Annotated in this window: 24 protein-coding genes; 17 read left to right on the forward strand and 7 right to left on the reverse strand. The window is 69.3% G+C overall.

Annotated features, from left to right (window positions below; genetic code table 11):
* Positions 1-64: 64 nt before the first annotated feature.
* The gene (locus LGN17_RS18445; RefSeq protein ID WP_226198055.1) at positions 65-979 is read right to left on the reverse strand and encodes a LysR family transcriptional regulator; all 915 of its coding nucleotides are present in this window, start codon (positions 977-979) and stop codon (positions 65-67) included.
* 123 nt (positions 980-1,102) lie between these two features.
* On the opposite strand from LGN17_RS18445, the gene LGN17_RS18450 reads away from it, so the two are divergent.
* The 8 genes from LGN17_RS18450 (at position 1,103) to LGN17_RS18485 (ending at position 8,108) form a co-directional block, all read left to right on the forward strand.
* Positions 1,103-2,347 carry a YbfB/YjiJ family MFS transporter gene (locus LGN17_RS18450; RefSeq protein WP_226198056.1) on the forward strand — a complete coding sequence of 415 codons (1,245 nt, stop codon included), beginning with the start codon at positions 1,103-1,105 and terminating at the stop codon, positions 2,345-2,347.
* Positions 2,348-2,468: 121 nt separating this feature from the next.
* Entirely contained in the window at positions 2,469-3,005 is a 537-nt protein-coding gene (locus LGN17_RS18455) for an NUDIX domain-containing protein (RefSeq protein ID WP_175953030.1), read from the forward strand.
* A gap of 139 nt (positions 3,006-3,144) precedes the next feature.
* Positions 3,145-3,582: an acyl-CoA thioesterase gene (locus tag LGN17_RS18460; protein WP_175953029.1), complete on the forward strand. Its 438-nt coding sequence runs from the start codon at positions 3,145-3,147 to the stop codon at positions 3,580-3,582.
* A gap of 7 nt (positions 3,583-3,589) precedes the next feature.
* Positions 3,590-4,525 (forward strand): branched-chain amino acid ABC transporter permease, encoded by a 936-nt coding sequence (locus LGN17_RS18465; protein ID WP_226198057.1) that lies wholly within the window; start codon positions 3,590-3,592, stop codon positions 4,523-4,525.
* On the forward strand, positions 4,518-5,738 hold the full coding sequence (locus LGN17_RS18470; RefSeq protein ID WP_226198058.1) for a branched-chain amino acid ABC transporter permease: 1,221 nt from the start codon (positions 4,518-4,520) through the stop codon (positions 5,736-5,738). The genes LGN17_RS18465 and LGN17_RS18470 overlap by 8 nt, the downstream gene beginning before the upstream one ends.
* Positions 5,735-6,487 (forward strand): ABC transporter ATP-binding protein, encoded by a 753-nt coding sequence (locus LGN17_RS18475; protein WP_226198059.1) that lies wholly within the window; start codon positions 5,735-5,737, stop codon positions 6,485-6,487. The genes LGN17_RS18470 and LGN17_RS18475 overlap by 4 nt, the downstream gene beginning before the upstream one ends.
* A complete protein-coding gene (locus tag LGN17_RS18480; RefSeq protein WP_226198060.1) occupies positions 6,484-7,188 on the forward strand; it encodes an ABC transporter ATP-binding protein in 705 nt (234 codons plus the stop codon). The genes LGN17_RS18475 and LGN17_RS18480 overlap by 4 nt, the downstream gene beginning before the upstream one ends.
* Positions 7,189-7,361: 173 nt before the next feature.
* Positions 7,362-8,108: a glucose 1-dehydrogenase gene (locus tag LGN17_RS18485; protein WP_175953024.1), complete on the forward strand. Its 747-nt coding sequence runs from the start codon at positions 7,362-7,364 to the stop codon at positions 8,106-8,108.
* Positions 8,109-8,265: 157 nt separating this feature from the next.
* On the opposite strand, the gene LGN17_RS18490 is transcribed toward LGN17_RS18485, so the two are convergent.
* From LGN17_RS18490 to LGN17_RS18510, 5 genes are all read right to left on the reverse strand, one after another.
* Positions 8,266-8,760 (reverse strand): heme-degrading domain-containing protein, encoded by a 495-nt coding sequence (locus tag LGN17_RS18490; RefSeq protein ID WP_226198061.1) that lies wholly within the window; start codon positions 8,758-8,760, stop codon positions 8,266-8,268.
* 82 nt (positions 8,761-8,842) lie between these two features.
* The gene (gene iolB, locus LGN17_RS18495; protein WP_226198062.1) at positions 8,843-9,658 is read right to left on the reverse strand and encodes a 5-deoxy-glucuronate isomerase; all 816 of its coding nucleotides are present in this window, start codon (positions 9,656-9,658) and stop codon (positions 8,843-8,845) included.
* Positions 9,659-9,686: 28 nt separating this feature from the next.
* Positions 9,687-10,616 (reverse strand): myo-inosose-2 dehydratase, encoded by a 930-nt coding sequence (gene iolE, locus LGN17_RS18500; protein WP_226198063.1) that lies wholly within the window; start codon positions 10,614-10,616, stop codon positions 9,687-9,689.
* Between the two features lie 55 nt (positions 10,617-10,671).
* Positions 10,672-12,555 (reverse strand): 3D-(3,5/4)-trihydroxycyclohexane-1,2-dione acylhydrolase (decyclizing), encoded by a 1,884-nt coding sequence (iolD, locus tag LGN17_RS18505; protein WP_226198064.1) that lies wholly within the window; start codon positions 12,553-12,555, stop codon positions 10,672-10,674.
* 45 nt (positions 12,556-12,600) lie between these two features.
* On the reverse strand, positions 12,601-14,559 hold the full coding sequence (locus tag LGN17_RS18510) for a bifunctional 5-dehydro-2-deoxygluconokinase/5-dehydro-2-deoxyphosphogluconate aldolase (protein WP_226198065.1): 1,959 nt from the start codon (positions 14,557-14,559) through the stop codon (positions 12,601-12,603).
* A 317-nt stretch (positions 14,560-14,876) separates the two neighbouring features.
* Here LGN17_RS18510 and LGN17_RS18515 point away from each other — a divergent pair, with 317 nt between their 5' ends.
* The 8 genes from LGN17_RS18515 (at position 14,877) to LGN17_RS18550 (ending at position 23,889) form a co-directional block, all read left to right on the forward strand.
* Entirely contained in the window at positions 14,877-15,803 is a 927-nt protein-coding gene (locus LGN17_RS18515; protein ID WP_175953003.1) for a sugar ABC transporter substrate-binding protein, read from the forward strand.
* A 68-nt stretch (positions 15,804-15,871) separates the two neighbouring features.
* Positions 15,872-17,455, forward strand: a complete 1,584-nt coding sequence (locus tag LGN17_RS18520) for a sugar ABC transporter ATP-binding protein (protein WP_226198066.1) — start codon at positions 15,872-15,874, stop codon at positions 17,453-17,455.
* Between the two features lie 26 nt (positions 17,456-17,481).
* Entirely contained in the window at positions 17,482-18,507 is a 1,026-nt protein-coding gene (locus LGN17_RS18525; protein ID WP_226198067.1) for an ABC transporter permease, read from the forward strand.
* Positions 18,508-18,583: 76 nt separating this feature from the next.
* Positions 18,584-19,495, forward strand: a complete 912-nt coding sequence (locus tag LGN17_RS18530; protein ID WP_226198068.1) for a sugar phosphate isomerase/epimerase family protein — start codon at positions 18,584-18,586, stop codon at positions 19,493-19,495.
* Positions 19,496-19,554: 59 nt separating this feature from the next.
* A complete protein-coding gene (locus tag LGN17_RS18535) occupies positions 19,555-20,568 on the forward strand; it encodes a Gfo/Idh/MocA family protein (RefSeq protein WP_226198069.1) in 1,014 nt (337 codons plus the stop codon).
* Between the two features lie 32 nt (positions 20,569-20,600).
* The gene (locus LGN17_RS18540; RefSeq protein WP_226198070.1) at positions 20,601-21,527 is read left to right on the forward strand and encodes a TIM barrel protein; all 927 of its coding nucleotides are present in this window, start codon (positions 20,601-20,603) and stop codon (positions 21,525-21,527) included.
* A gap of 32 nt (positions 21,528-21,559) precedes the next feature.
* Positions 21,560-22,732, forward strand: coding sequence for a Gfo/Idh/MocA family protein (locus LGN17_RS18545; RefSeq protein ID WP_226198071.1), 1,173 nt, complete (start codon positions 21,560-21,562; stop codon positions 22,730-22,732).
* A 272-nt stretch (positions 22,733-23,004) separates the two neighbouring features.
* Positions 23,005-23,889 carry a MurR/RpiR family transcriptional regulator gene (locus LGN17_RS18550; protein ID WP_226198072.1) on the forward strand — a complete coding sequence of 295 codons (885 nt, stop codon included), beginning with the start codon at positions 23,005-23,007 and terminating at the stop codon, positions 23,887-23,889.
* Between the two features lie 59 nt (positions 23,890-23,948).
* Here the strand turns inward: LGN17_RS18550 and LGN17_RS18555 are convergent, their stop codons facing one another.
* The gene (locus LGN17_RS18555) at positions 23,949-25,469 is read right to left on the reverse strand and encodes a CoA-acylating methylmalonate-semialdehyde dehydrogenase (RefSeq protein WP_226198073.1); all 1,521 of its coding nucleotides are present in this window, start codon (positions 25,467-25,469) and stop codon (positions 23,949-23,951) included.
* 116 nt (positions 25,470-25,585) lie between these two features.
* Here LGN17_RS18555 and LGN17_RS18560 point away from each other — a divergent pair, with 116 nt between their 5' ends.
* Positions 25,586-26,521: a LysR family transcriptional regulator gene (locus LGN17_RS18560; RefSeq protein WP_226198074.1), complete on the forward strand. Its 936-nt coding sequence runs from the start codon at positions 25,586-25,588 to the stop codon at positions 26,519-26,521.
* The last annotated feature ends 97 nt before the right edge of the window (positions 26,522-26,618 follow it).

Genomic DNA, 26,618 nt, shown 5'->3' on the forward strand with positions numbered 1-26,618 from the left:
GGCTTGCGCCGGTCGGGTCTTTTTGTTGGTACGCCGGGACACCGTGTGCCGGCTGCCTGACGATTCAGGCCGGCGTGGCGACCGGCGGCTTCGCCGTCCCGTCCGGCTGTCGTGCGGCCTCGGTGAGCATGTCGCGCAACGCGGCCAACGCGGCCGACGCATAACCCTGCCGCCACGCGAGCAGCGTTTCGATGCCTTCCAGTGCGGGGATCACGTGCGCGGTGATGTTGCCGGTCTCGGGCTGCAGGTCGAGCACCGAACGCGGCGCGACCGCGATGCCCGCACCTGCCGCGACGCACGCGACGATCGCATGATACGACCCGAGTTCGAGCACGCGCGCCGGCTTGACGCCGTGCGCCGCGTACCACTGTTCGACGTACTTGCGATACGAGCAGCCGCGCTCGAACGCGATCAGCGTCGGCAGGATCACGTCGCGCGGCGTGCGCACCGGCGGGTGGCCGCGTGGCGTGAGCAGCGCCAGGTCCTCGCGGAAGATCGGCACCGTCTCGAACGTGTCGGGCAGCGTGTCCGGCGCGGGCGGGCGCGCGAACAGCGCGGCGTCGATCTCGAAGTCGCGCACGCGGTCGATCAGGCAGCCCGTCGTGCCCGTCAGCAGTTCGAGCGACACGTCGGGCCACGCATGGTGATAGCGCGCGAGCACGGTCGGCAGGCGGCTCGCGGCCGTGCTTTCCATCGTGCCGAGCCGCAGCCGCCCGCGCGGCGTGTCCTCGCGTACCGCGTCGCGCGCCTCGTCGGCGAGCGCGAGCAGGCGCTCCGCATACGGCAGCAGCGTGTGCCCGGCCGGCGTCAGTACGAGCCGGCGGCCGTCGCGCACGAACAGCGCCGCGCCGAGTTCCTCCTCGAGTTGCTTGATGCGCGTCGTGACGTTCGACTGCACGCGATTGAGCTTGGCCGCCGCGCGCGTCACGCCGTTCTCGCGCACCACGGCCCGGAAAATCGCCAGCGCCGCCAGATCCATGATTCTCTCCGAGCGATGAATGGATTCTTAATTATTCATTTTTCAAGAACGTTTGGTCAAGCTAGGATGAATCCATTCCGATTGCCGATCCGGCCGGCGCGTTGAACGCCGGCCCATGCCGCCATGTCACGCTCCGATGCCCCGACCGCCGCCGCCGGCGCGCCTCCCGCCGATCAAGCCGACCGCCGCGCCCGCACGGCCGCACTGGCCTGCATGGTCGGCCTCGCGGTCGTGCTCGGCGTCGGCCGCTTTGCGTTCACGCCCTTGTTGCCGCTGATGCTCGCGGACGGCTCGATCGGCCTGAAGGCCGGTGGCTGGCTCGCATCGGCGAACTACGCGGGCTACTTCGTCGGCGCGGTCAGTTGCGCGGCGCTGCGTGCGGCGCCCGCACGCATGGTGCGCTTCGGGCTCGTGGCCACCGTGCTGCTCACCGCCGCGATGGGCGTCGGCCACCTGCTGCCCGTGTGGCTCGCGGTGCGCTTCGTCGCGGGCGTCGTCAGCGCATGGACGTTCGTGTTCGTGTCGCAATGGGGGCTGCGGCGCTTGGCCGAACTGCATGCGCCGGAGTGGAGCGGGGTGATCTACGCCGGGCCCGGCGTCGGCATCGTGGTGACGGGGCTGATCGGCAGCGCGCTGGCCGGCCGGCACGCGGCGGCAGGCTGGCTCGGTTTCGCGGCGCTGTCGGCCGTGCTGTCGGTCGCGATCTGGCGCACGTTTGCAACGGCCCCGGCGCAAGCCGGCGCGCCGGGCGGCGGCGCGCCGCACGCGGCCGCCGCAACCGCGGCGACGCCGGCCGATACGCACCGCCATCGCGCGGACGCCGCATGGCTCGTCGTGCTGTACGGCCTGCCGGGCTTCGGCTACATCATCACCGCGACGTTCCTGCCCGTGATCGCGCGCGCCGCGCTGCCGGCCGGTTCGCCGTGGCCCGACCTGTTCTGGCCGATGTTCGGCGCGGCGCTGATCGTCGGCGCGATCACCGCCGCGCGGCTGCCCGGGCACTGGGACAATCGGCTGCTGCTGGCCGCCGGTTGCGCGACGCAGGCGCTCGGCATTGCCGCCGGGATCGTGTGGCCGAACGCGGCCGGCTTCTCGGCCGGCAGTGCGCTGCTCGGCTTGCCGTTCACCGCGATCACGCTGTTCGCGATGCGCGAGGCGCGGCGTTTGCACGGCGAGCGGGCCGCCGGGCTGATGGGCTATGCGACCGCGTCGTACGGGGTCGGGCAGATTCTCGGCCCGCTTGTCGCGGCGCCGCTGGCCGCGCGCTTCGGGTCGTTTTCCCCCGCGCTGTGGGGCGCGGCGGCCGCGCTGCTGCTCGGCGCCGCCGGCTTCGCGGCGACGGCCGCACGAGGGCGCCTGCAACCGTGATATCGGCGGGGCCGGATCGTCTGCGGCACGGGCAAACTCGCTAGAATGAAGCCTTTCCCGCGCCGAGCGGGTGCGCGGGCAGCCGGCAGGCGGCCGTCCGGCGCCTGCCAGATCCCCATCGATGACCACCGCCGATTACCGCTTTTGCCCGCGCTGCGCGAGCCCGCTCGCCGAGCGCGCCGATCCCGACCATGAAGGCGGCCGCATTCGCCAGGCGTGCCCCGACGACAGCTGCGGCTATGTCCACTGGAACAACCCGCTGCCCGTCGTCGCCGCGATCGTCGAGCTCGACGGCAAGATCCTGCTCGCGCGCAACGCGGCCTGGCCCGAAGGCATGTTCGCGCTGATCACCGGCTTCCTCGAGAGCGGCGAGACGCCCGAGGACGGCATCGCGCGCGAGGTGTTCGAGGAAACGGCGCTGAAGGCCGAGCAAGTGTCGCTCGTCGGCGTCTACGAATTCATCCGCAAGAACGAGCTGATCATCGCGTACCACGTGCGTGCGTCGGGCACGGTTGCGCTGTCACCGGAACTGCTCGAATACAAGCTCGTCGATCCGCCGTTGCTGCGCCCGTGGCGCGCCGGCACGGGCGTCGCGCTCGCCGACTGGATGCGCGCGCGCGGCCTCGATTTCGAGTTCGTCGACCGGCCGGGGCAGTGAAGGGCCGGCCCGTCGGCAGGGTTGCATCCGCCGTGCCGCGAGCGATCGTGGCGCGGCGCTCCGCTTCTTGCCGGTGCGCCGTGTTCCGCGGCCGCCGCGCGTCGTCCTCGTCGCTTCCATCGTCCTGACCGCCATCGCCATGTCCGACAAACCGCAACCGCGTCCGCGCGACGCCTATCGCCACTTCCTGCCGATCACGACCCGCTGGATGGATAACGATGTCTACGGGCACGTGAACAACGTCGTCTACTACAGCTACTTCGACACCGTCGTGAACGAATACCTGATCCGCGCCGGTGTGCTCGATGTCGAGCACGGGCAGACGATCGGCCTCGTGGTCGAGACGCAGTGCAACTACTTCGCGCCGCTCGTGTTTCCGCAATCGGTCGATGCCGGGCTGCGGGTCGTGAAGCTCGGCACGTCGAGCGTGCGCTACGAGGTCGGGCTGTTCGCGCAGGGCGACGCGGCGCCCGCCGCGCAGGGGCACTTCGTGCACGTGTACGTCGATCGCGGCACGCGCCGGCCGGTGCCGCTGCCCGACGCGCTGCGCGCCGCGCTCGAGCCGCTCGCGGCCTGACTGCGCGGTGCACGCGTTCGCGCTCCAGGCCTTCAACGGCCTCAGCTACGGCTTGCTGCTGTTCATGCTGTCGGCCGGACTCACGCTGATCTTCAGCGTGCAGGGCGTGCTCAACTTCGCGCACGCGAGCTTCTACATGCTCGGCGCGTATGTCGGCTACAGCATCGCGGCCAGCGCGGGTTTCTGGCCCGCGCTGGTGCTCGCGCCGCTCGCGGTCGGGCTGCTCGGGGCGGGCTGCGAGCGCACGATGTTGCGCCGCGTGCAGGCGCGCGGCCATACGAGCGAGCTGCTGCTGACCTTCGGCCTTGCCTACCTGATCGGCGAGGGCGCGAAACTCGTGTGGGGGCTCGCGCCGCTGCCGGCACCCGTGCCGGCGCTGTTCGATGGCGCGCCCGTGACCGTATTCGGCCTCGCGCTGCCGCGCTACCGGCTGTTCATGATGGGGATGTCCACGGCGATGCTGGTCGCGCTCGGCGCACTGCTGCGCGCGTCGCGCATCGGGCTCGTCGTGCGCGCGGCGCTCACGCACCGCGCGGCCGTCGAGGCGCTCGGCTACGACGTGCCGCGCGTGATGACGGCGCTGTTCGGTGCGGGCACCGCGCTCGCGGCGCTGGCCGGCGTGATCGGCGCGCCGCTCGCCGTCATCGAACCCGCGCTGGCTGAAACCGTCGGGTCGGTCGTGTTCGCGGTCGTCGTGATCGGCGGGCTCGGCTCGCTCGGCGGCGCGTTCGCGGCGTCGCTCGCGGTCGGCTTCGCGCAGACCTTCGCGGCTGCGAGCGACACGTCGCTGCGCGACCTCACGGAATGGGCCGGCATCGCGCTGCCCGACAGCGTGGCCGCGGTGTCGATCGCGCAGCTGGCGCCGCTGGTGCCGTACCTGCTGCTCGTCGTGGTGCTGGTCGCGCGGCCGCGCGGGTTGTTCGGCGAGCGTGCCGATGCGTAACCGTACGCTCGCCGGCGTCGCGCGCGGGTCCCTGTTCGCCGCGTGCGTCGTGCTGCCCGCGTGGCTGTGGCCGCATGGCGCGGTGCTCGGCTATCTCGCGCAGACGGCCGCGCTCGTCGTGCTCGCCCTGTCGTACAACCTGCAGCTCGGCACGACCGGGCTGCTGTCGTTCGGACACGCGGCGTTCGCGGGCGTCGGTGCGTTCGCGGCCGCGCACTGGTTCAACCATTTTGGCGGCCCGCTGCCGCTGTTGCCGCTCGTCGGCGGCGTGGCCGGCGCCGGTTTCGGCTTCGCCGCCGGGCTGCTCGCGACGCGCCGTGCGGGCACCGCGTTCGCGATGATCACGCTCGGGCTCGGCGAATGCGTCGCCGCCGCCGCGTGGAGCGTGCCTGTCTGGTTCGGCGGGATCGGCGGCGTGCCGATCGATCGCGCGAGCGGGACGCCATGGGGCGGCTGGCATTTCGGCGCACCGGTCCAGGCGTATGCGGTGATCGCGGCCTGGTGCCTCGCGTCGGCGTGGGCGATGCACGCGCTGACGCGCACGCCGCTCGCACGGCTCGCGAATGCGGTGCGCGACAACCCCGTGCGCGTCGCCGCGCTCGGCACCGATCCGCGCCGCGTACGTCTTGCGATGGTCACCTGCGCGTCGTTCTTCGCCGGCGTCGCCGGCACGCTGACGTTGATCGACGTCGAAATCGCGACGCCCGACAGCGTATCGATGGCGCGCTCGGCGACCGTGCTGATCGCCGCGGTGATCGGCGGCACCGGCGCGTTCTTCGGGCCGGCGGCCGGTGCGGCGGTGCTGACCGCGCTGAGCATCGTCGTCGCGGGCGTGTCGCGCGCGTGGGCGCTGTATCTCGGCGTGCTGTTCGTCGTGATCGTCATGGCCGCGCCGCGCGGCATCGCCGGGATCGTGCCAGCGCTCGCGCATGTGTTGCGGCGCGGCGCGCCGGCGGCCGAACGGTGGCGCATGCTGTGCGCGGTCGGCGCGTGCGTGTTCTGGGGCGTCGCGCTCGTCTGCGCGGCCGAGCTCGGCTATGCGTGGCGCTTCGCGCAGGACGACGGCGCGGGCTTCGCGTTCGGTGCCTGGCGCATCGACGCCGATACGCCGGCCGGCTGGGCCGTCGCGTGCTCCGCGTTCGGCATCGGCACGCTGCTGTGGGGCTGGCGCGCGCGGCTCATGCCGGCCGGCAAGCGGGAGGACGGGCGATGAACGGCAACGCGATCGCGCTTCACGGGGTAGTGCAGCGCTTCGGCGCGCAGACGGTGCTCGACGGCGTCGAGCTGAGCATCGCGGCCGGCGAGCGTCATGCGCTGATCGGGCCGAACGGCGCGGGCAAGTCGACGCTGTTCGGCGTGATCGCCGGTGCGGTGCGGCCCACGCGCGGGCGCGTCGTGCTGCACGGCGTCGAGTTGCGCGGGCGCGGCCCGGTCGTGGCGAGCCGGCTCGGCATCGGTCGCAGTTTCCAGCAGACGAGCGCGTTCGCGCGGCTGACCGTGTTCGACAACCTGCGCTGCGCGGCGCTGCATGCTCCGGCCGAGCGGCGGCGCTGGTGGAACCGGCTGCGCGAATCGGCGTCGGTCGATCTCGCGGCCGAGCGCGTGCTGCACGACGTCGGCCTCGATGCGCACCGCGATACGCCGGCCGCCGAGCTGAGCTACGCGGAACAGCGCGCGCTCGAGCTCGGGATCGCCCTCGCGAGCGGCGCACGCACGCTGCTGCTCGACGAGCCGACGGCCGGCATGAGCCGCGAGCAGGCGGCGCGGATGATCGCGCTGATTCGTGCGACGACGCAGGGGCGCACGGTACTGCTGATCGAACACGACATGGATGCGGTGTTTGGCTTCGCCGAACGCATCACGGTGCTCGTGCGCGGCGCGGTGGTCGCGACCGGCGCGCCCGATGCGATCCGCGCCGATCCGGCCGTGCGTGCCGCCTACCTGGGCGAGGGCGGCCCATGAGCGCGTTGCTCGACATTCGCGACCTGCGCGCAGGGTACGGGCTGCAACCCGTGCTCGACGGCGTCGATCTCGCGCTGGCGCCCGGCGAGACGCTCGCGCTGCTCGGCCGCAACGGCTCGGGGCGCTCGACGCTCGCGAAGGCCGTGATGGGGCTCGTGCGCACGGCCGGCTCGGTGCGCATTGCCGGCGCCGAATGCGTGGGGGCGCGCACGTTCGAGATCGCGCGACGCGGCGTCGCTTACGTCGCCGAAAGCCGCGATGTGTTTCCGCTGCTGACGGTGCGCGACAACCTGAAGCTCGGGCTGCGCGGCGCCCGCGGTGCGGCCGAGCGCGCGGCGCTCGAGCGGCTGTTCGAGCGCTTTCCGTTGCTGGCCGCGCGTGCGGACGTCAAGGCGGGGCGGCTGTCGGGCGGCGAGCAGCAGGTGCTCGCGCTGGTGCGGGCGCTGGCCGGCCGCCCGCGCGTGCTGATCGTCGACGAACCGGCCGAAGGGCTCGCGCCGCTCGCGGTCGATGAGGTTGGCGCGTGCCTCGCCGCATTGCAGGCCGACGGTGTCGCGATCATGCTGATCGAGCAGCGGCTGCAGTTCGCGCCGCGGCTCGCGCGGCGCGTCGCGGTCATGGGGCGCGGACGGATCGTCTACGACGGCACGCTCGAAGGCCTGGGCGGCGAGGTCGCGAACGCATGGTTGAGCGCCGGCTGACAGCGCGCGCGATTGTTCGGAAAACGCCGCCAGTCAATTCGTGTCGAGCCGCTTTATTGCTGCCGCACCGCACAGTAAATTGCCAGTCATGCCGGGTGCGCATCGACGCAACGACGCATCGACGTGGCGTCCGGCACCATCCATCAAGCGTCTTCTGACTGAGGAATGAAATCATGAGCAAGCTGGCAAACAAGGTAGCGATCGTCACGGGCGGATCGAAGGGCATCGGCGCGGCGATCGCGAAGGCACTGGCCGCGGAAGGCGCGTCGGTGGTCGTCAACTACGCGAGCAGCAAGGCGGGCGCCGACGCGGTCGTCGGCGCGATCGTCGAAGCCGGCGGCCGTGCGGTCGCGGTCGGCGGCGACGTGTCGAAGGCGGCGGATGCGCAGCGCATCGTCGATACGGCGATCGACACGTATGGCCGTCTCGACGTGCTCGTCAACAATTCCGGCGTGTACGAATTCGCGCCGATCGAAGCGATTACCGAAGAGCACTACCGCCGGCAGTTCGACACGAACGTGTTCGGCGTGCTGCTGACCACGCAGGCCGCGGTCAAGCATCTCGGCGAAGGCGCGAGCATCATCAACATCAGCTCGGTGGTGACCAGCATCACGCCGCCGGCCAGCGCCGTGTACAGCGGCACGAAGGGCGCGGTCGACGCGATCACCGGCGTGCTCGCGCTCGAACTCGGCCCGCGCAAGATTCGCGTGAACGCGATCAACCCGGGGATGATCGTGACCGAAGGCACGCACAGCGCGGGCATCATCGGTTCGGATCTCGACAAGCAGGTGCGCAGCGAGACGCCGCTCGGCCGCCTCGGCGAGCCGGACGACATCGCGTCGGTCGCCGTGTTCCTCGCGTCGGACGATGCGCGCTGGATGACCGGCGAGCATCTCGTCGTGAGCGGCGGGTTGAACTGACCGGATCACGCCGCGCCGCAAGCAGGGGCGGCGAAATCCGGCGGACGCTGCGGCCGCACCGCGATGCCGATGGCGTTCAACGGGTTCCTGGGCATCGGCTTCTTCGGCTTCAGCCAATGGCTGCCGACGCTGCTCGCCGCTCAGCGCGCAACGGTTGCTACGTGCTCATCGCCAGCGCGTTCGCGCCGACGTGCCACCGCAGACACTCGACGACGAGCGCATGATCGCGCGCGTCGTCGAGCCCCGCGATCGTCATCGCGCCGACGATGCCGGTTCCGGCGAGCCGCAACGGCACGCCGCCGCCGTCGAGCGCATAGTCGTCGTCCGACAGCCCCTGCGACTGCAGCGACCAGCCGGCGCGGCGAAAGCGCTCGCCGACCGCGAGCGAACTCAGGCCGAAGCGCAATACCGTGTTCTGCCGCCGGCGGATCGCGTCGCTGTCGCCGGCGTCGCTGCCGTCGAGCGCGCAGTAGAACAGCGGCACCCGCTCGCCGACGATGCTCACCGCGATCGGCAGCCCGCGGCGCGAGGCAAGGTTGACTGCAATTTCACCGATCCGGCGCGCGATGGCCGCATCGAAGCGCGGCAGCGCCGGGTTCGACGCGTCGTCGTCGAAGGGATGGGGTTCGAGGCGAAAGAGGGTCGTCACCATGGCGGCTCCGTGGCGTCGCCGGCTCTGGGTGCGCGTGCCGGGCGTCGCATCGTCACGGGCCGCGCGCGGGCCCGTCTTTCCATCAGCGCTGCGGTGCGTCGAGCATCCACTCGTGCGCGGGATCGTTCTTGAACGCCCATGCGCGGCTCGGCCCGGCCATCACGTTCAGGTAGTACAGGTTGTAGCCGTGCGGCGCGACGACCGGATGGTAGCCGCGCGGCACCATCACGACGTCGTGGTTTTCCACCGCGCACGCTTCGTCGAGACTGCGGTCGTCCGTGTACACCCGCTGGAACGCGAAACCCTGCGGCGGATCGATCCGGTGGTAATAGGTTTCCTCGAGCGACGTCTCGTCGGGCGCCGCGTCGCGGTCGTGCTTGTGCGGCGGATAGCTGCTCGAATGGCTGGCCGGCGTGACGACCTCGACCACGAGCAGCCGGTCGGCCGCCGGGTTGTCGCCCATCAGGATGTCGCACACGTAGCGCGTGTTGGTGCCTTGCCCGCGTACCGAGCGGCGCATCCGCTCGCCGTCGAGGCGCTGCACGGGCTTGTCGCCGCTCGCGTACGGCGCGGTGCACAGCGCGATTTCCGCATCGCGCGTCGCGACCAGCGTGACCGTCTTGCCGCCCGGCACGTACAGCGCGTCCGGCGACACGTCCTCGAATACGCTGTCGCGCTTGCCGAGCGCATCGTAGGTCGTGCCGTCGACCTCCGCGCGCACCGTGCCGGTGAGCACGACGACGCACAGCTCGCGCGCGCCGGTGTCGAGCGTTTCGGCGTCGCCGGCCTTCAGGCGCAGCGCACGGAAGCCGACATGCTTCCAGCCGGCCGACTCGGGCGTGACGTTGCAGATTTCGCGGTCGGCAGAGGCTTTGACCAGCAGGGGAGAAATCGTCATGGGGTGGGGCTCCGCAATAGGGTAGGGCTCACGCGCTCAACCGGTCGACGATCGCGCGCAGCGATTCGTAGCCCTTCTTCGCATACGCATAGCTCGGCGCGACGGCCGGATCCTGCTCGGCCTCGACGACGAGCCAGCCTTCGTAGCCGGCGTCCTTCAGCGTGCGCAGCGTCGCCTCGTAGTCGAGCGCGCCGTCGCCCGGCACCGTGAAGGTGCCGTTGATCACGCCGTTCAGGAAGCTCCAGCCGTCGTTGCGCGCCTGCGTGACGACCTGCGGCCGCACGTCCTTGCAATGCACGTGAACGACGCGCGACACATGCTTCTTCAGCAGCGTCACCGGGTCGGCCGCGCCGCCGAAATACGCGTGGCCGGTATCGAACAGCAGGAACACCTTCGCCGGGTCGGTCAGCGCCATCAGCCGGTCGACGTCGTCGGGCGACTCGACGTATGCGCCCATGTGGTGATGGTAGGCGAGCTTGATGCCGTACGCGTCGAGCAGGTGCGCGCCGAACGCGTCGAGGCGTGCCGCGTAGCGCCGCCAGGCGGCGTCGTCGACGAAGCGCGGCCGCTTCGCGACCGGCGTGTCGATGTTGCCCTGGATCGTGCCCGCGCATTCGCCGTAGACCACCACCTTCACGTCGTTGTAATGCAGCTTCGTCATGTGCGCGCGGCAGCGCTCGATTTCCGCGGCGACCGCCTCCGCGTCGCTCATGCCCGGCTCGACCTCGGCGAGGAAACCCGAATACCAGCCGGACACGCACACGAGCCCGAACTCGGCGAGCTTCGCCTTCAGCTCGGGGCCCGTCTTCGGAAACTTGTTGCCGAGCTCGAAGCCCGCGTAGCCGATTTCGGCGCCTTCCTTCAGCGCCGTTTCGAGCGGCGTCTCGCCGCCGAGCGACGGCAGGTCGTCGTTCATCCACGACAGGGGATTGATACCGATGCGGACGTTCCAGCTCATGACGTGCTTCCTTGGTTCGAATAGGTTTTTCGCGGGGAGGGGGCAGTGCGCGCGCTCAGCGCCGCTGCCGGGTCTTCGCATCGAGATACGCGCGGTGCGCCGCGTCGACGCCGGCGCGTTCGGACACCTGCGGCACCGCGACTTCCCACCATGCGCCGCCGTCGTCGGTCGTGCGCCGGTGCGTGGTGTCGATCACGAGCACCTGGCTCTTCTTCGCCGCGCGGGCGCGCTTCATCTCACTGCGCAGCTCGCCGATGTCGCGCACGTGCACGGCTTCGGCGCCCATCGCGCGCGCATGCATCGCGAAATCGATCGTCGAGCGCTCGCCGCCTTCCGGCACGCAGTCGTCGAGCATGTTGTTGAAGCTCGCGCCGCCGCAATTCAGCTGCAGCCGCTCGATGCAGCCGTAGCCGCGGTTGTCGAGGATCACGACGATCAGCTTGCGGCCGAGCATCACGGACGTCGCGAGTTCCGCGTTGAGCATCATGTACGAACCGTCGCCGACGATCACGATCACTTCGCGCTCGGGCCGCGCGAGCTTCGCGCCGAGGCCGCCCGCGACCTCGTAGCCCATGCACGAGTACGCATAGTCCATGTGGTAGTTGCCCGGCACGCCGCTGCGCCACAGCTTGTGCAGCTCGGCGGGCAGCGTGCCGGCCGCGCAGACGACGAGGTCGTCGCGCGCGCTGTCGCGGCCCGCGTCCGCAGCGGAGTCGCGCACCGCGCCGATCACTTCCGCGTCATACGGGAGCGTGTCCGTCGGCACGCGCGTGGTGAGTTCGGTCACGCGCGCGTTCCACGCGGCGGCCTGGTCGCGGTTGCTTGCGGTCCAGGCCGGATCGGCGCGCCAGCCGGCCAGTGCGGCCGACAGCTGGCCGAGGCCCGTGCGCGCATCGGCCACCAGTTGATGGCCGCGTTTCTTGCCCGCGTCGAACGGCTGCACGTTCAGGCTCAAGAGCGTCGCATTGCCATAGAGCGCGTGCGAGCCGGTCGTGAAGTCCTGCAGCCGCGTGCCGACCGCGAACACCACGTCGGCCTGCGCGGCCGCGCGGTTCGCGGCGGGCGAGCCCGTCACGCCGATCGAGCCGAGATTCAGCGGATGGTCCCACGCGAGGCTGCCCTTGCCGGCCTGCGATTCGGCGACCGGCACGCCATGCGCATCGGCGAACGCGCGCAGCGCATCCCATGCCTGGCTGTACAGCACGCCGCCGCCCGCGACGATCAGCGGCTTGTTCGCGGCCTTCAGCACGTCGAGCGCATCGGCGAGTTCGAGCGCGTCGGCCGGCGGCCGGCGCATCCGGATCACCGGCGGCGCGAAGAAATCCTCGGGCCAGTCGTACGCGAAGGTCTGCACGTCCTGCGGCAGCGCGAGGCACACCGGGCCGCACTGCGCGGGGTCGGTCATCACCTGGATCGCGCGCGGCAGCGCGACGAGCAGCTGCTCGGGCGACGTGATCCGGTCGAAGTAGCGCGTCACCGGCCGGAAGCAGTCGTTCGCGCTGACGTCGCCCTGTTCGAAATCCTCGACCTGCTGCAGCACGGGGTCGGGCAGCCGCGACACGAACACGTCGCCGGGCAGCAGCAGCAGCGGCAGCCGGCCGACGTGCGCGAGCGCGGCCGACGTCAGCATGTTGGTCGCGCCGGGGCCGATGCTCGACGTCGCGGCCATCATCCGCTGGCGGAAATGCGCTTTCGCGAACGCGACGGCCGCATTGGCCATCCCTTGTTCGTTGTGCGCGCGGAAGGTCGGCAGGCGGTCGCGTTCCGCGTGCAGCGCCTCGCCGAGCCCGGCCACGTTGCCATGGCCGAAGATCGCGAACACGCCGCCGCAGTACGGCAGGATCTCGGTGCGGCCGTCGGGCTGGACGACTTCGGCGCGCAGGGCGGCCAGGTAGCGCACGAGCGCCTGGCTGACGGTCAGTCTTACGGTAGAGGTCATGTCGGTCGGTGAAGAGGGATCGGGTGGATCGTCGCGGGTGTCGCGTCAGGCCGCGGCGGCGCGGGCGGCCGCGGCACGGCGGCCGAGCCACGCGTCGACCAGCTGCGCGAAGTTGCCGGCGACTTCGTCGATCAGCGCCTGGTCGTCGATCCGGCCGGCAAACCAGTTCAGCGATGCATCGGCCCACAGCGTGCGCCCGACCATGAAGCCCTTGACGATCGGGTCGGTCGCCGAGCGGAAGCTGTCGACGAGGTATTGCAACGGCTGGTTCAGCCCGAGGATCACCGCGCCGCGGCAATGCGGGTCGCGCTCGGCGATCAGCGCGGCGAGCCGGGCCCAGCCGTCGGCGCTCAGCGGCGTGAGCTTCCACCATTCGGGCATCACGCCGAGGTTGTAGAAACGCGCGATCGTGCGCAGCACCGCGTCGTCCTCGGTGCCGGCCGGCGTGACCGCGCGCGGCGGAATCATTTCCAGCAGGAGTTCGTTGCCGCTCGCGCGGGTGGCTTCCCACAGCTCCAGCACGCGCTGCTCCTGTTCGACGCGCAGGCCGACCGGGTCGTCCGGGTGATAGTGAACCAGGCACTTCACGACCTGTTCGGTCGGCCAGTGCGTGAGCGACGAGCCGATCGAGCGCGTTGCGTCGAAACGCAGCGGCCGGGAGCCCGGCAACTCGACCGGGCGGCCGACCCACCAGCCGCGTCCGGTGGCCGACGCAAGCGCGTCGCTGCCGTAGCCGCCGCCGTCGATCAGCACGCCGACATGGCCTTCGATATGACGATCGCGCTCGACCTGTTCGACCGCGCGCACGAGCAGGTGCTTCAGCGTCTTGATCCGCGCTTCGTCCGCGCCGGCCTGCATCGCGAGTTCGTAGAACTGGCTGCGATGGTCGAACGCCATCACGCACAGGTCGTCCCATTCGCGGCGCGGCACCGTCACGCGATGCAGGTGCGCGAGCGTGTGGTCGGCGTCGACCACCGGATTGCGGCTGCCGTCGAACCAGTGCGCGAGTTCGGCCGGCGTCGGCATCGCCGCGGAGCACGCATGGCGCGACACGACGATCGCGCCGCACGCGTTCGCGATGCGCGTCGATTCGGCCCAGTCGCGGCCGCGCAGCAGCCCCGACAGCAGGCCCGACAGGAATGCGTCGCCCGCGCCGAGCACGTTGAGCACCTCGACGTGTTCGCCGAGGAAGGTCGGTGCATCGTCGATGCGGGCGGGAATGTCGCCCTCGATCACGCAGCAGCCGAGCGCGCCGCGCTTGACGACCAGCGTCGCATTCGCGATCTTGCGCACCGCCTGCAACGAGCCGATCAGGTCGTGCGGCACGCCGCCCGCGATCAGGAATTCCTCCTCGGTGCCGACCAGCAGGTCGAATTCGCCGAGCGCCTGCTGCAGTTGCCGCGTCACCTGCGCGTCCGGCACGTAGCGGTTCTCGCCCGCACCGCGCGCGGTCAGCCCCCACAGCACGGGCCGGTAGTCGATGTCGAGAATCCGCACGACGCCGTGGCGGCGCGCATAACCGAGCGCGGTCAGCGACGCCTCGCGCGTGCCCGGCGTCGACAGATGCGTGCCGGTGATCGCGAGCGCGCGGCAGCCGGCGATGAAGTCCTCGCTGATCTCGTCGGCGCGCACCGCCATGTCCGCACAGTTCTCGCGCATGAACAGCAGCGGGAACGTGTCGCGATCCTTCAGCCCGAGCAGCACCAGCGCGGTGAGGCGCTCGCGGTCGGTCTGCAGCTGGCTCGTGTCGCAGCCTTCGCGCTCGAGCGTCTCGCGCAGGAACCGGCCCATCTGCTCGTCGCCGACCCGCGAGATCATCGCGGTCTTCAGCCCCAGCCGGGCCACGCCGAATGCGACGTTGCCGGACGAGCCGCCGAGATACATCTGGAAGCTGCGCGCGTCCTCCAGGCGGCTGCCGTACTGCTGCGCATAGAGATCCACGGCCACGCGGCCGAGGCAGGCGAGATCGATGGGGCGGTCACTCGGAAAGTTCAGCAGGCTCATATCACGTGTCACGCTCGCAGCCGGCGGTCGGCGATGCCGGCGGATTAGGGGACCGATCTTCCGGCGACGATCCGCACCGTGTACTGCACGACGCGAGGCTGCCTGCCGCAAGGAATCGGGCTACGGAACGGAGTCTAGACTTTTTGGAAATCCAGTTCCCTAGGTGAAATCACGTAGAAATAAATTTCCAAAATTTCGAGGAAGTGATCTACAGTTTCATCCGGATGCTTCAGTCCCGATCGGACCAGATCGGACTCGGCCCGGCGGCGCGCAACGCGCCGTCTTCCGCCCCCCGGAGATGAGGAGACAGATTGATCATGAAGACCAAGCTGATGGCCGTCGCGGCCGCCGCGATCCTGGCTGCGCCGCTCGCGCATGCCGAGAAGATCGGCGTGACGATGGCGTCGTTCGACGACACGTTCCTGACGATCCTGCGCAACAGCATCGCCGATTCGGCGAAGAAGGACGGCGCGACGGTGCAGATCGAGGACGGCGGCAACGACGTCGGCAAGCAGTTGAGCCAGGTCCAGAACATGATCGCGCAGAAGGTCGACGCGATCATCGTGAACGCGGTCGATACCGACGCGACGCCGAAGATCACCAAGATGGTGACGGCCGCGAAGATCCCGCTCGTGTACGTGAACCGCAAGCCGGTCGATTTCGACAAGCTGCCGGCCGGCGTCGCGGTCGTCGCGTCCGACGAGAAGCAGTCGGGCACGCTGCAGGCACGCCAGGTGTGCAAGCTGCTCGGCGGCAAGGGCGACCTTCTCGTGCTGATGGGCGAGCTGTCCAATGAATCGGCGCGCGCCCGCACGAAAGACATCGAGGACGTGATCGCGACGAAGGATTGCGCGGGCATGAAGATCGTCGACAAGCGCGAAGGCAAGTGGAGCCGCACGCAGGGCCAGGACATCACGATGAACTGGCTTAGCTCCGGCACGAAGTACGACGCGATCATCTCCAACAACGACGAGATGGCGATCGGCGCGATCAACGCGCTGAAGGCCGCGCGCAAGTGGACGCCGAAGACGATCGTCGCCGGCATCGACGCGACGCCGGACGGCCTCGCGTCGATGAAGAGCGGCGAGTTGAAGGTGTCGGTGTACCAGAACGCGGCCGGGCAGGGGCAACAGGCCGTCGCGGCTGCGCTCAAGCTCGCGAAGAAGCAGCCCGTCGACCGCTACGTGAACGTGCCGTTCGAGCTCGTGACGCCCGAGAACATGAACCAGTACGCGAAGCACTGACCGGTGATCCGTTGAACTGCGCGGACCCGGCATGGCCGGGTTCGCGCGCGACTTGTCGAGGAACGTCCATGTTTACAGCCAGAGTCGCGCGCCCGATGGCCGGCGACGATGCGCCGGCCCCTTCGTCAGGCTCGACCGGCGCGTCGGCCCCGCCGGCTTCTTCCGCGGCCGACTGCGTGCTCGAAGTGCGCGGCGTCGGCAAGTCCTTTCCCGGCGTCGTCGCGCTCGACGGCGTGCAGTTCCGCGTGCGTCGCGGCACTGTCCATGCGCTGATGGGCGAGAACGGCGCGGGCAAGTCGACGCTGATGAAGATCATCGCCGGCGTCTACACGCCCGACCAGGGCGAGATCCTGATCAACGGCGAGCCCGTCGTGCTGAACGGCCCGCTCGATGCGCTCGACCGCGGCATCGCGATGATTCACCAGGAACTCAACCTGATGCCGTACATGACGGTCGCGGAGAACATCTGGATCCGTCGCGAACCGAAGAACCGCTTCGGCCTGATCGATCACGCCGCGCTGCGCCGCCAGACGGCCGAGCTGTTCGAACGGCTGTCGATCGACATCGATCCGGAAACCGACGTGCGGACGCTGACGGTCGCGAGCCGCCAGATGGTCGAGATCGCGAAGGCCGTGTCGTTCGACTCCGACGTGCTGATCATGGACGAGCCGACCTCCGCGCTGACCGACAAGGAAGTCACGCACCTGTTCCGGATCATTCGCCAGCTGCGCGAGCAGGGCAAGGGCATCGTCTACATCACGCACAAGATGAACGAGCTGTTCGAGATCGCCGACGAGTTCTCGGTGTTCCGCGACGGCAAGTACATCGGCACGCATGCATCGAGCGACGTCACGCGCGACGACATCATCCGCATGATGGTCGGACGCGAGATCACGCAGATGTTCCCGAAGGAGGAAGTGCCGATCGGCGACGTCGTGCTGTCGGTGAAGAACCTCGGTGTCGAAGGCGTGTTCCGCGACGTGAGTTTCGAGCTGCACGCGGGCGAGATCCTCGGCGTGGCCGGCCTCGTCGGCTCGGGGCGCTCGAATGTCGCGGAGGCGCTGTTCGGCGTCGTGCCGGCCACGTCGGGCGAGATCCGGATCGACGGCAAGCCGGTGCGCATCGCGACGCCCGCGCAGGCGATGAAGCACGGGATGGCCTTCCTCACCGAAGACCGCAAGGACACCGGCTGCTTCCTGAATCTCGACCTGCTCGCGAACATGGAAGCCGCGGTGCTCAGCCGCCGCTACGTGAAGTTCAATTTCGTGCGGCAGGCGCAGCTGAAACGCGACTGCGAGGAAATGAGCCGGATGCTGCGGGTGAAGTCGCCCGGCCTGCACGAGGAAATCCAGAACCTGTCGGGCGGCAACCAGCAGAAGGTGCTGATCGGCCGCTGGCTGCTCACGCAGCCGCGCATCCTGATCCTCGACGAACCGACGCGCGGCATCGACGTCGGCGCGAAGGCCGAGATTCACCGGCTCGTCAGCGCGCTTGCCGGCAAGGGCGTCGCGGTGCTGATGATCTCGTCGGAGATGCCGGAGGTGCTGGGAATGAGCGATCGCGTGATGGTGATGCACGAAGGGCGCATGACCGGCATCGTCGATCGCAAGGACGCCGACCAGGTCCGCATCATGGATCTCGCGTCGCGCTGAGCCGAAACAAGATTGGAGACATAGCAATGGGCAACCTGAACCCGGTCGCGGATGCGCAGACCATGACCGTCAAGACGCGGCACATGAAATGGCCGCCCGAACTGAGCATCTTCCTGGTGCTCGTCGGCATCAGCCTGTTCTTCGAGATCGTCGGCTGGATCGTCGTCGGCCAGAGCTTCCTGTTCAACGCCGAGCGGCTCGAGATCATCGTGCTGCAGATGGCCGTGATCGGCATCATCGCGGTCGGCGTGAACCTCGTGATCATCACCAGCGGGATCGACCTGTCGTCGGGGTCGGTCGTGGCCGCCGCGGCGGTCGTCTCGGCGAGCCTTGCACAGGTGTCCGACTTCCCGCGCGCGGTGTTTCCGCACCTGACCGACCTGCCGATCATCTGGCCCGTGCTGGCCGGCGTATGCGTCGGGCTGCTGGTCGGCCTGCTGAACGGCTCGCTGATCGCGATGACGGGCATCCCGCCGTTCATCGCGACGCTCGGCACGATGGTGGCCGCGCGCGGCTTCGCGAAGTGGTTCACCAACGGGATGCCGGTGTCGATGCTGACCGACCAGTTCGCGGCCATCGGCGCGGGCGCCAACCCGGTGATCATCTTTCTCGTGATCGCCGCGATCTTCCACGTCGTGCTGCGCTACACGCGCTTCGGCAAGTACACCTACGCGATCGGCGCGAACCGTCACGCGGCCGTCGTGTCTGGCATCAACGTCACGCGCCACCTGATCTTCGTCTACGCGATCGCGGGCCTCCTGAGCGGGATCGCCGGCACCGTGACGGCCGCGCGTGCGATCTCGGGCCAGTCGGGCATGGGCGTGATGTACGAGCTCGACGCGATCGCGGCGGTCGTGATCGGCGGCACGTCGCTGTCGGGCGGCCTCGGCCGCGTGACGGGCACAGTGATCGGCGTGCTGATCCTCGGCGTGATGACGTCGGGCTTCACGTTCATCCGCATCGACGCGTATTACCAGGAGATGGTCAAGGGCGCGATCATCGTCGCGGCCGTGATCGCCGACCAGTACCGCAACAAGAAGAAGCGCCGCTGACCCTTCGTGCATTGCCGGACGAGGGCGGCACGTGCCGCCGCCTTCGTCTGGAACCCGCCACCGTCGAGGACTTTCGATGAAGATCGCGCTGGACCCGTACATGATTCGCCACCTGCCGCTCGACCGCCTGCCGCATGCGGTGGCCGAGCTCGGCTACGACCAGATCGAGCTGTCGCCGCGCGGCGACTTTCTCGACTGGTGGGTGATGCCGCGCGCGACCCGCGAACGGATGGCCGCGTTCCGCCAGGCGATGCGCGCGAGCGGCGTCGGCCTCGCGTCGCTGCAGCCGATGTACCGCTGGGCGAGCCCGTTCGACGACGAGCGGCAATGGGCCGTGCGCTGCTGGAAGAAGGCGATCGAGGTGGCGGTCGAGATGGAATGCGCGCTGATGGTGTCGGAGTTCGGGCGCGGCGCGTCGCCCGAGCGTTCGGTCGGCGAACGGCCGGGCGCGAACCCGAAGGAGCTGTGCGAAGCCGCGTGGTTCCGCTCGATGGACGAGCTGCTGCCGATTCTGGAGCGCGAACGCATCGTGCTGTCGGTCGAGCCGCATCCGGAGGACTGGATCGAGCAGCTGCAGCCGGCGATCGACATCGTCACGAATATCGGCTCCCCGTCGCTGAAGCTGTCGTATATCGCGCCGCACACGTTCTACTACGGCGACGACATGGCCGCGATGATCGTGCAGGCCGCGCCGATCCTCGCGCACGTGCGTGTGGCCGATACGTTCGACCACCGCAAGAGCAGCCAGCTGCGCTACATCGTGAACCCGCCCGGTTCGAACCAGATCCGCGTGCACCAGCATCTCGACATCGGGCAGGGCGAGATCGACTGGGACGTGTTTTTCCGCGCGCTTGGCACCGCCGGCTTCGACGGCGTGATGTCGTCGTGCGTGTTCGCGTGGGAGGACCGCGCGGAAGCATCGTCGCGCTACATGCGCGACACCATCCAGCGCTACGTCGATCGCCATTTCGATCGCACGGCGCGCTGACGAATGGCTGACCGGTGCGGCGCGTGCCGCACCGCCAATGAACGAATGGAGACTATTAGATGACCTTGCAAATCGGCGTGATCGGCTGCGGCGCGATCGGCCAGGACCATATCCGCAGACTGACCCGCACGCTGTCCGGCGCGCGCGTCGTGGCCGTCAACGACATCGATCCGCAGCAGGCGCGCGACGCGGTGACGAAGTACGGGCTCGAAGCGGAGATCTACGGCGACGGCCACGAGGTCGTCGCGGCCGCCGACGTGCAGGCCGTGCTCGTCACGTCGTGGGGGCCGACGCACGAAGCGTTCGTGCTCGACGCGATCGCGCACGGCAAGCCCGTGTTCTGCGAGAAGCCGCTGGCCGTCACGGCCGACGGCTGCATGCGGATCGTCGAAGCCGAAGTCGCGCACGGCAAGCGGCTCGTGCAGGTCGGCTTCATGCGGCCGTACGACGAAGGCTACCGCGCGCTGAAGCGCGTGATCGACAGCGGCGAAATCGGCGCGCCGCTGATGCTGCATTGCGCGCACCGCAACCAGTCGGTCGGCGAGCGCTACACGACCGACATGGCGATCACCGACACGCTGATCCACGAACTCGACGTGCTGCGCTGGCTGCTCGGCGAGGATTACACGAGCGCGCAGGTCGTCTATCCGAAGAAGACGCGCCATGCGTCCGCGCATCTCGCCGATCCGCAGATCGTGCTGCTCGAAACCGCGAGCGGCGTGCGCATCGACGTCGAGATCTTCGTGAACTGCCAGTACGGCTACGACATCCAGTGCGAGGTTGTCGGCGAGCAAGGCATCGCGAAGCTGCCCGATCCGCCGGCCGTCGGGCTCAAGCATGCGGCACGGCAGTCGGTCGAGATCATGACCGACTGGAAGGCGCGTTTCATCGCGTCGTACGACGTCGAGCTGCAGGCGTTCATCGACGGCGTGCGGCAGGGCGCGCTGACCGGCCCGTCCGCGTGGGACGGTTACGCGGCGGCGGTCGCGGCCGATGCGTGCGTGCGAGCGCAGAAGAGCGGCGCGGTCGAACCGATCGCGATGGCCGAACGCCCTGCGTTCTATCGCGGCTGAACTGCGGCTGCCTGTCTGCCGGACTGACCGACATGACGATGAAGATGGGTTGCGCACCGTGCTGCTGGGGTGTCGACGACGTGAAGAACCCGCATCTGTCGCCGTGGCGGCAGGTGCTCGCCGAGGCCGCGCAGGCCGGCTACTCGGGCATCGAGCTGGGGCCTTACGGCTACATCCCGCTCGAACTGGACGTGGTGAGCGCCGAGTTCGAGCGGCAGCGCCTGAGCATCACCGCTGGCACGATCTTCGACGATCTCGTGTCGCCGGAGAACCTGCCGAACCTGCTGCGCCAGACCCGCGACATCTGCGCGCTGATCACGCGGCTGCCCAGGCTGCCGACGCAGGACGGCCAGCGCCATGCGGCGCCGTACCTGGTCGTGATGGACTGGGGCCACGAGGAGCGCGACGACGCGGCCGGCCACGGCGATCGTGCGCCGCGGCTGTCGGACGAGCGCTGGTCGACGATGGTCGACCATATCCGGCAGATCGCGACGATCGCGCGCGACGAGTTCGGCGTGCGCGCGGTGATTCATCCGCACGCGGGCGGCTACATCGAGTTCGCGGACGAAATCGACCGGATCGTCGCGGACGTTCCGGCCGACACGGCCGGCCTCTGTCTCGACACGGGCCACCTGTACTACTCGGGCATGGATCCGGAAACGTGGCTGCGCCGTCACGCAACGCGCGTCGACTACGTGCATTTCAAGGACATCGACGCGACCGTGTACGACGCGGTGATGGGCGAGCACATCGCGTTCTTCGCCGCGTGCGCGCGCGGCGTGATGTGCCCGATCGGCACCGGCGTGCTCGACTACCGCGCGATCCGCCACGCGCTCGACGAGATCGGCTACGCCGGTTACATCACGATCGAGCAGGAGCGCGATCCGCGCAACGCCGGCACGAGCCTGCGCGACGTCGCCGCGAGCCGCGCGTTTCTCGCGTCGGCCGGTTTTGCATGATCTTATGAACACGCACCAGGAACACCACCATCATGATTGACGGACAGATTCTCCTTGGACATTCGATTCGCTGGGGCATGGTCGGCGGCGGGCTCGGCAGCCAGATCGGCTACAGCCACCGGTCGGCCGCGTTGCGCGACGGCAGCTTCCAGCTGGTCGCCGGCGCGTTCGACCTCGACCCCGAACGCGGCCGCCAGTTCGGCGTGAAGCTCGGCGTCGCGGCCGAACGCTGCTATTCCGATTACGCGACGATGTTCGACGCCGAGGCGCGGCGCCCGGACGGGATCCGCGCGGTGTCGATCGCAACGCCGAACAACACCCACTTCGAGATCTGCCGCGCGGCGCTGAACGCGGGGCTGCACGTGGTCTGCGAGAAGCCGCTGTGCTTCACGACCGAGGAGGCCGAAGCGCTGCAGCGGCTGTCGGTCGAGAAGAACCGGATCGTCGGCGTCGCGTACGGTTATTCCGGATACCAGATGATCGAGCAGGCGCGCGAGATGATCGCGCGCGGCGATCTCGGCGAGATCCGCATCGTGCAGATGCAGTTCGCGCACGGGTTCCACAGCGAGGGCGTCGAGGCCGCGAGCGCGGCCGCGCGCTGGCGCGTCGACCCGAAGTTCGCGGGCCCGAGCTACGTGCTCGGCGACATCGGCACGCATCCGCTGTACCTCTCCGAAGTGATGGCGCCCGAACTGAAGATCCGGCGGCTGATGTGTTCGCGGCAGAGCTTCGTGAAGAGCCGCGCGCCGCTGGAAGACAACGCGTTCACGATCATGGAATACGACACCGGCGCGGTCGGCTACGTGTGGTCGAGCGCGGTGAACGCGGGCTCGATGCACAGCCAGAAGGTGCGTGTGATCGGCTCGAAGGCGAGCGTCGAGTGGTGGGACGAGCATCCGAACCAGTTGCGCTACGAAGTGCAGGGGCAGCCCGCGCAGGTGCTCGATCGCGGGATGGGCTACCTGCATCCGGCGGCGTTGCGCGAGGATCGGATCGGCGCCGGGCATCCGGAAGGGCTGTTCGAGGCGTGGTCGAATCTCTACGCGCGCTTCGCGCTCGCGATGGATGCGGCCGATCGCGGCGACGCCGCCGCGTTGAAGAACATCCGCTATCCGGACGTCCATGCGGGCGTGGAGGGCGTGCGCTGGGTCGAGAACTGCGTGCGCTCCGCCGATGCGGGCGGCGTGTGGGTCGACTATCGCTGAGCAGGGCAGGCCGGTTGCGCCACGCGCTGCCGTGGCGTCCGGCCTTGGTAGACACCCTGATCTTTACGACGCCGCGAGAGCGTCGGACAATCGCTTCCAGTATCGCCGTGGAGCGTAGGCAAGTGATGATCGAGCGCGTGGGAGCGAGCGTGCGGCGCGGGCCGGGCCGCAAACGTGATTAAATTCGCCCTTCATGCATGTATCCAGGTGAGCCCCGGGCCGCGCCCGCCCGCATCGCGCGCGCATCGGGGCCGTCAACTTCGCGCTATCCGATGAGCTCATCCGAGAAACCTCCCGCCACTGTCGAGCAGTTCCTGCAACACCTGACGCAGGAGTACGACGGCCTCAGCAATCGCCTGAAGGTGATCGCGCGCCACGTGGAAACGCATCGGGACCAGCTTGGGCTGGAAGGCATCCAGTCGCTCGCGGAGGCATGCGGCGTCCAGCCGTCGGCCGTCGTGCGCTTCGCGAAGCACTTCGGCTTTTCCGGCTTCTCCGAGATGCAGCGGCTGTTCCGCGAAGGGCTCGCGCAGCAGATCGCGCCAGGGCGCGCGTACAACCTGCGGTTGCGCGACGTGATCGAAGCGGGCTCGTCGAGCCTGCAGCCCGAACAGATCGCCGACGAATTCATCAAGGGCAGCATCGCCGGGATGCAGCAACTGCGGCAGACGCTCGATTCGCAGGCGCTCGCGCAGGCCGTCGACCTGCTCGCCGACACGCAGGCGGTCTGGATCGCGGGCTCGCGACGCGCGTTTCCGATCGCGGTGTACCTCGACTATGCGCTGCAGCACACCGACAAGCGCATCGGGCTGTTCAGCGCGCTCGGCAGCATGCATCTCGGGCAGATCCGCTCGGTGCGCGCGGGCGACGTGATGATCGTCATCTCGTTCATGCCGTACGCGGAGGAAACGGTGCAGGTCGCGCAGCAGGCCGTGCAGCGCGGCGCGCGGCTGATCGCGATCACCGACAGCCGGATGAGCCCGCTCGCGCGGGAGGCCGAGGTGACGCTGATGGTGCAGGACAGCGCGACGTTCGGCTTTCGCGCGCTGACCGCCACGATGGGCCTCGCGCAGAGCCTGTTCGTCGCGCTCGCGTACCGGCTCGAACTGTCGTACCTGCCGACCGCCGACGGCGCCCACGACACGAAGGCCGGCTGACGCATCCCGCCGCCGCGCCGCCCGCTCGACCGATCCGCGGGCGGCGTGCCGTCAGGCGGTTACTTCGCGGTCGGCATCGCGAATTCGGCGCCCTTGCCGATGCTCGACGACCAGCGCTGCATCACCGACTTCTGGCGCGTATAGAAGCGCACGCCTTCCTCGCCGTACGCATGCATGTCGCCGAACAGGCTCTTCTTCCAGCCGCCGAAGCCATGCCACGCCATCGGCACCGGAATCGGCACGTTGATGCCGACCATGCCGACCTGGATGCGCCGCGAGAACTCACGCGCGATGCCGCCATCGCTCGTGAAGCACGACACGCCGTTGCCGAATTCGTGCGCGTTGATCAGGTCGACCGCTTCGCCGAAATCCTTCACGCGCACGCAGCCGAGCACGGGCCCGAAGATTTCTTCCTTGTAGATGCGCATCTCGGGCGTCACGTGGTCGAACAGCGTGCCGCCGGTGAAGAAGCCTGCTTCGCGGCCCGGCACGCGCAGCCCGCGGCCGTCGACCACCAGTTGCGCGCCTTCGTTCACGCCTTGCTCGATATAGCCTTCGATGCGCTTGAGTGCGTCGCCGGTGACGATCGGGCCCATCTCGACTTCCGGCGACATGCCGTCGCCGATCACCAGCTTGCGCGCGCGCTCGGCTACCAGCGGCACGATCTTGTCCGCAATGTCGCCGACCAGCACCGCGACGCTGATCGCCATGCAGCGTTCGCCGGCCGAGCCGTATGCGGCGCCGATCAGTGCATCGACCGCCTGCTCGAGGTTCGCGTCGGGCATCACGACGAGGTGATTCTTCGCGCCGCCGAGTGCCTGCACACGCTTGCCGGATTGCACCGCGCGCTGCTGCACGTAGGCCGCGATCGGCGTCGAGCCGACGAAGCTGACGGCCTGCACGTCGGGGTGGTCGAGCAGCGCGTCGACCGCGCCCTTGTCGCCCTGCACGACATTGAACACGCCGGCCGGCAGCCCGGCCTGCGTGAGCAGGTCGGCGATGAACAGGGCCGCCGACGGGTCTCGCTCGCTCGGCTTCAGCACGAACGTGTTGCCCGTCGCGATCGCGACCGGGAACATCCAGCACGGCACCATGCACGGGAAGTTGAACGGCGTGATGCCCGCGACGACGCCGAGCGGCTGGCGCATCGTCCAGTTGTCGATGCCGGTGCTGACCTGGTCGGTGAAGTCGCCCTTCAGGAGCTGCGGCACGCCGCATGCGAATTCGATGATGTCGATGCCGCGCGCGACTTCGCCCTGCGCGTCGGAGAACACCTTGCCGTGCTCGGCCGTAATGATCGCCGCGAGTGCGTCGCGGTGCTCGTTCATCAGTTGCAGGAAGCGGTGCAGGATGCGTGCACGGCGGATCGGCGGCGTCTCGGCCCAGGCCGGGAACGCGGCGTGGGCGGACGCGACGGCCTGCTGCACTTCGCTGTCGTCGGCGAGCGCCACGCGGCGCACCGCGCGGCCGAGCGCGGGATTGAGGACGTCCTGGAAGCGGCCGCTGCGGCCGGCGACGGGCGCGCCGTCGACGTAGTGGCCGACGTCGGCGTCGGAGCTGTACGCGGGAACCGGATTCATCGTGTCTCCTGAGGTAATTGGGTGGGGGGTGGACAGCCCCAAGTCTAGGCAAACGCGCAGGGCCGGAGAAGGCCGTGCAGCTTGATTCACTGTTCAGAATTCTGAATAATCACCGGATGAATCAGCAAAATGTCCAGGCGCTCTGGCCGCACATCCATTCGCTGACGGTACTGGCTGCGGCCGGCAGTTTCACGGCCGCCGCGCAGCGGCTCGGCATCAGCAAGGCCGCGATGAGCCAGCGCATCGCCGATCTCGAAAAAGCCGCCGGCGTGCCGCTCGTGCGTCGCACGACGCGCAGCGTGCGGCTCACCGACGCGGGCCAGACGCTCGTCGACAGCACGCGCGACGCGTTCGAATCGATCGGGCAGCACTTCGCGCGCGTGAAGGACCTGGCCGGGGAACCGCGCGGCCTGCTGCGCTTGACGGTGCCGGTCGCGCTCGGGCGCCAGCAGGTCGTGCCGCACCTGCCCGATTTCCTGCGGCAGCATCCGGGCGTGCAGATCGAGCTCGACCTGTCGGACCGGCTGCATTCGCTGACGCAGGAGGGTTTCGACCTCGCGATCCGCCATACGACCACGGCGCCGCAGACCCACGTCGCATGGAAGCTGTGCGACACGCGTTCGCTGCTGGTCGCGAGCCGCGACTACCTCGACGCGCGCGGGTCGCCGCGACACCCGGGCGAACTCGTCGAGCACAGCTGCCTGTGCTACCTGCGCGACAACGAGCCGGCCGCATGGAGCTTCGAGCCGCACGGCCGGCGGCGCGAGCGCGTGAGCGTGCCGGTGCGCGGCAGCTTCGCGGCGAACAACAGCGAGGCGATGCGCGAGGCCGCGCTCGGCGGGCTCGGCATCGCGTTGCTGCCGGATTTCAGCGCGCAGCGCGATCTCGACGCCGGCCGGCTGGTCGCGCTGCTCGACGGCTGGCGGCCGTCGGGCGCGTTCGGCGACCACATCTTCGCGATCCGCCCGTACAGCCCGGTCGTGCCGAGCGCGGTGCGCGCGCTCGTTCGGCACCTGCGCGAACGGCTCGCGGGCGGCTTTTCGGGCGCCTGAGCCCGGTGGTCGCCGGCGCCGGGCTGCCGGCGGCCCGGGCAGGCACGGCGGCGCTGCGGTAAAATCCCGGCTTCTTTCCGCGCCTTGGATGGCGCGA

It is taken from the genome of Burkholderia sp. AU30280, assembly GCF_020420125.1.
Classification (GTDB): Bacteria; Pseudomonadota; Gammaproteobacteria; order Burkholderiales; family Burkholderiaceae; genus Burkholderia.

Bases quoted from the DNA above. Each gene is read 5' to 3' on its own strand.
- LGN17_RS18460 (WP_175953029.1), top strand. From the start codon at position 3,145: ATGTCCGACAAACCGCAACCGCGTCCGCGCGACGCCTATCGCCACTTC.
- LGN17_RS18540 (WP_226198070.1), top strand. From the start codon at position 20,601: ATGACGATGAAGATGGGTTGCGCACCGTGCTGCTGGGGTGTCGACGAC.
- LGN17_RS18545 (WP_226198071.1), top strand. From the start codon at position 21,560: ATGATTGACGGACAGATTCTCCTTGGACATTCGATTCGCTGGGGCATG.
- LGN17_RS18520 (WP_226198066.1), top strand. From the start codon at position 15,872: ATGTTTACAGCCAGAGTCGCGCGCCCGATGGCCGGCGACGATGCGCCG.
- LGN17_RS18470 (WP_226198058.1), top strand. From the start codon at position 4,518: ATGCGTAACCGTACGCTCGCCGGCGTCGCGCGCGGGTCCCTGTTCGCC.
- LGN17_RS18490 (WP_226198061.1), bottom strand. From the start codon at position 8,760: ATGGTGACGACCCTCTTTCGCCTCGAACCCCATCCCTTCGACGACGAC.
- LGN17_RS18560 (WP_226198074.1), top strand. From the start codon at position 25,586: ATGAATCAGCAAAATGTCCAGGCGCTCTGGCCGCACATCCATTCGCTG.
- LGN17_RS18510 (WP_226198065.1), bottom strand. From the start codon at position 14,559: ATGAGCCTGCTGAACTTTCCGAGTGACCGCCCCATCGATCTCGCCTGC.
- iolB (WP_226198062.1), bottom strand. From the start codon at position 9,658: ATGACGATTTCTCCCCTGCTGGTCAAAGCCTCTGCCGACCGCGAAATC.
- iolE (WP_226198063.1), bottom strand. From the start codon at position 10,616: ATGAGCTGGAACGTCCGCATCGGTATCAATCCCCTGTCGTGGATGAAC.
- LGN17_RS18445 (WP_226198055.1), bottom strand. From the start codon at position 979: ATGGATCTGGCGGCGCTGGCGATTTTCCGGGCCGTGGTGCGCGAGAAC.
- LGN17_RS18535 (WP_226198069.1), top strand. From the start codon at position 19,555: ATGACCTTGCAAATCGGCGTGATCGGCTGCGGCGCGATCGGCCAGGAC.
- LGN17_RS18455 (WP_175953030.1), top strand. From the start codon at position 2,469: ATGACCACCGCCGATTACCGCTTTTGCCCGCGCTGCGCGAGCCCGCTC.
- LGN17_RS18480 (WP_226198060.1), top strand. From the start codon at position 6,484: ATGAGCGCGTTGCTCGACATTCGCGACCTGCGCGCAGGGTACGGGCTG.
- LGN17_RS18525 (WP_226198067.1), top strand. From the start codon at position 17,482: ATGGGCAACCTGAACCCGGTCGCGGATGCGCAGACCATGACCGTCAAG.
- LGN17_RS18555 (WP_226198073.1), bottom strand. From the start codon at position 25,469: ATGAATCCGGTTCCCGCGTACAGCTCCGACGCCGACGTCGGCCACTAC.
- iolD (WP_226198064.1), bottom strand. From the start codon at position 12,555: ATGACCTCTACCGTAAGACTGACCGTCAGCCAGGCGCTCGTGCGCTAC.
- LGN17_RS18530 (WP_226198068.1), top strand. From the start codon at position 18,584: ATGAAGATCGCGCTGGACCCGTACATGATTCGCCACCTGCCGCTCGAC.
- LGN17_RS18485 (WP_175953024.1), top strand. From the start codon at position 7,362: ATGAGCAAGCTGGCAAACAAGGTAGCGATCGTCACGGGCGGATCGAAG.
- LGN17_RS18550 (WP_226198072.1), top strand. From the start codon at position 23,005: ATGAGCTCATCCGAGAAACCTCCCGCCACTGTCGAGCAGTTCCTGCAA.
- LGN17_RS18475 (WP_226198059.1), top strand. From the start codon at position 5,735: ATGAACGGCAACGCGATCGCGCTTCACGGGGTAGTGCAGCGCTTCGGC.
- LGN17_RS18515 (WP_175953003.1), top strand. From the start codon at position 14,877: ATGAAGACCAAGCTGATGGCCGTCGCGGCCGCCGCGATCCTGGCTGCG.
- LGN17_RS18450 (WP_226198056.1), top strand. From the start codon at position 1,103: ATGTCACGCTCCGATGCCCCGACCGCCGCCGCCGGCGCGCCTCCCGCC.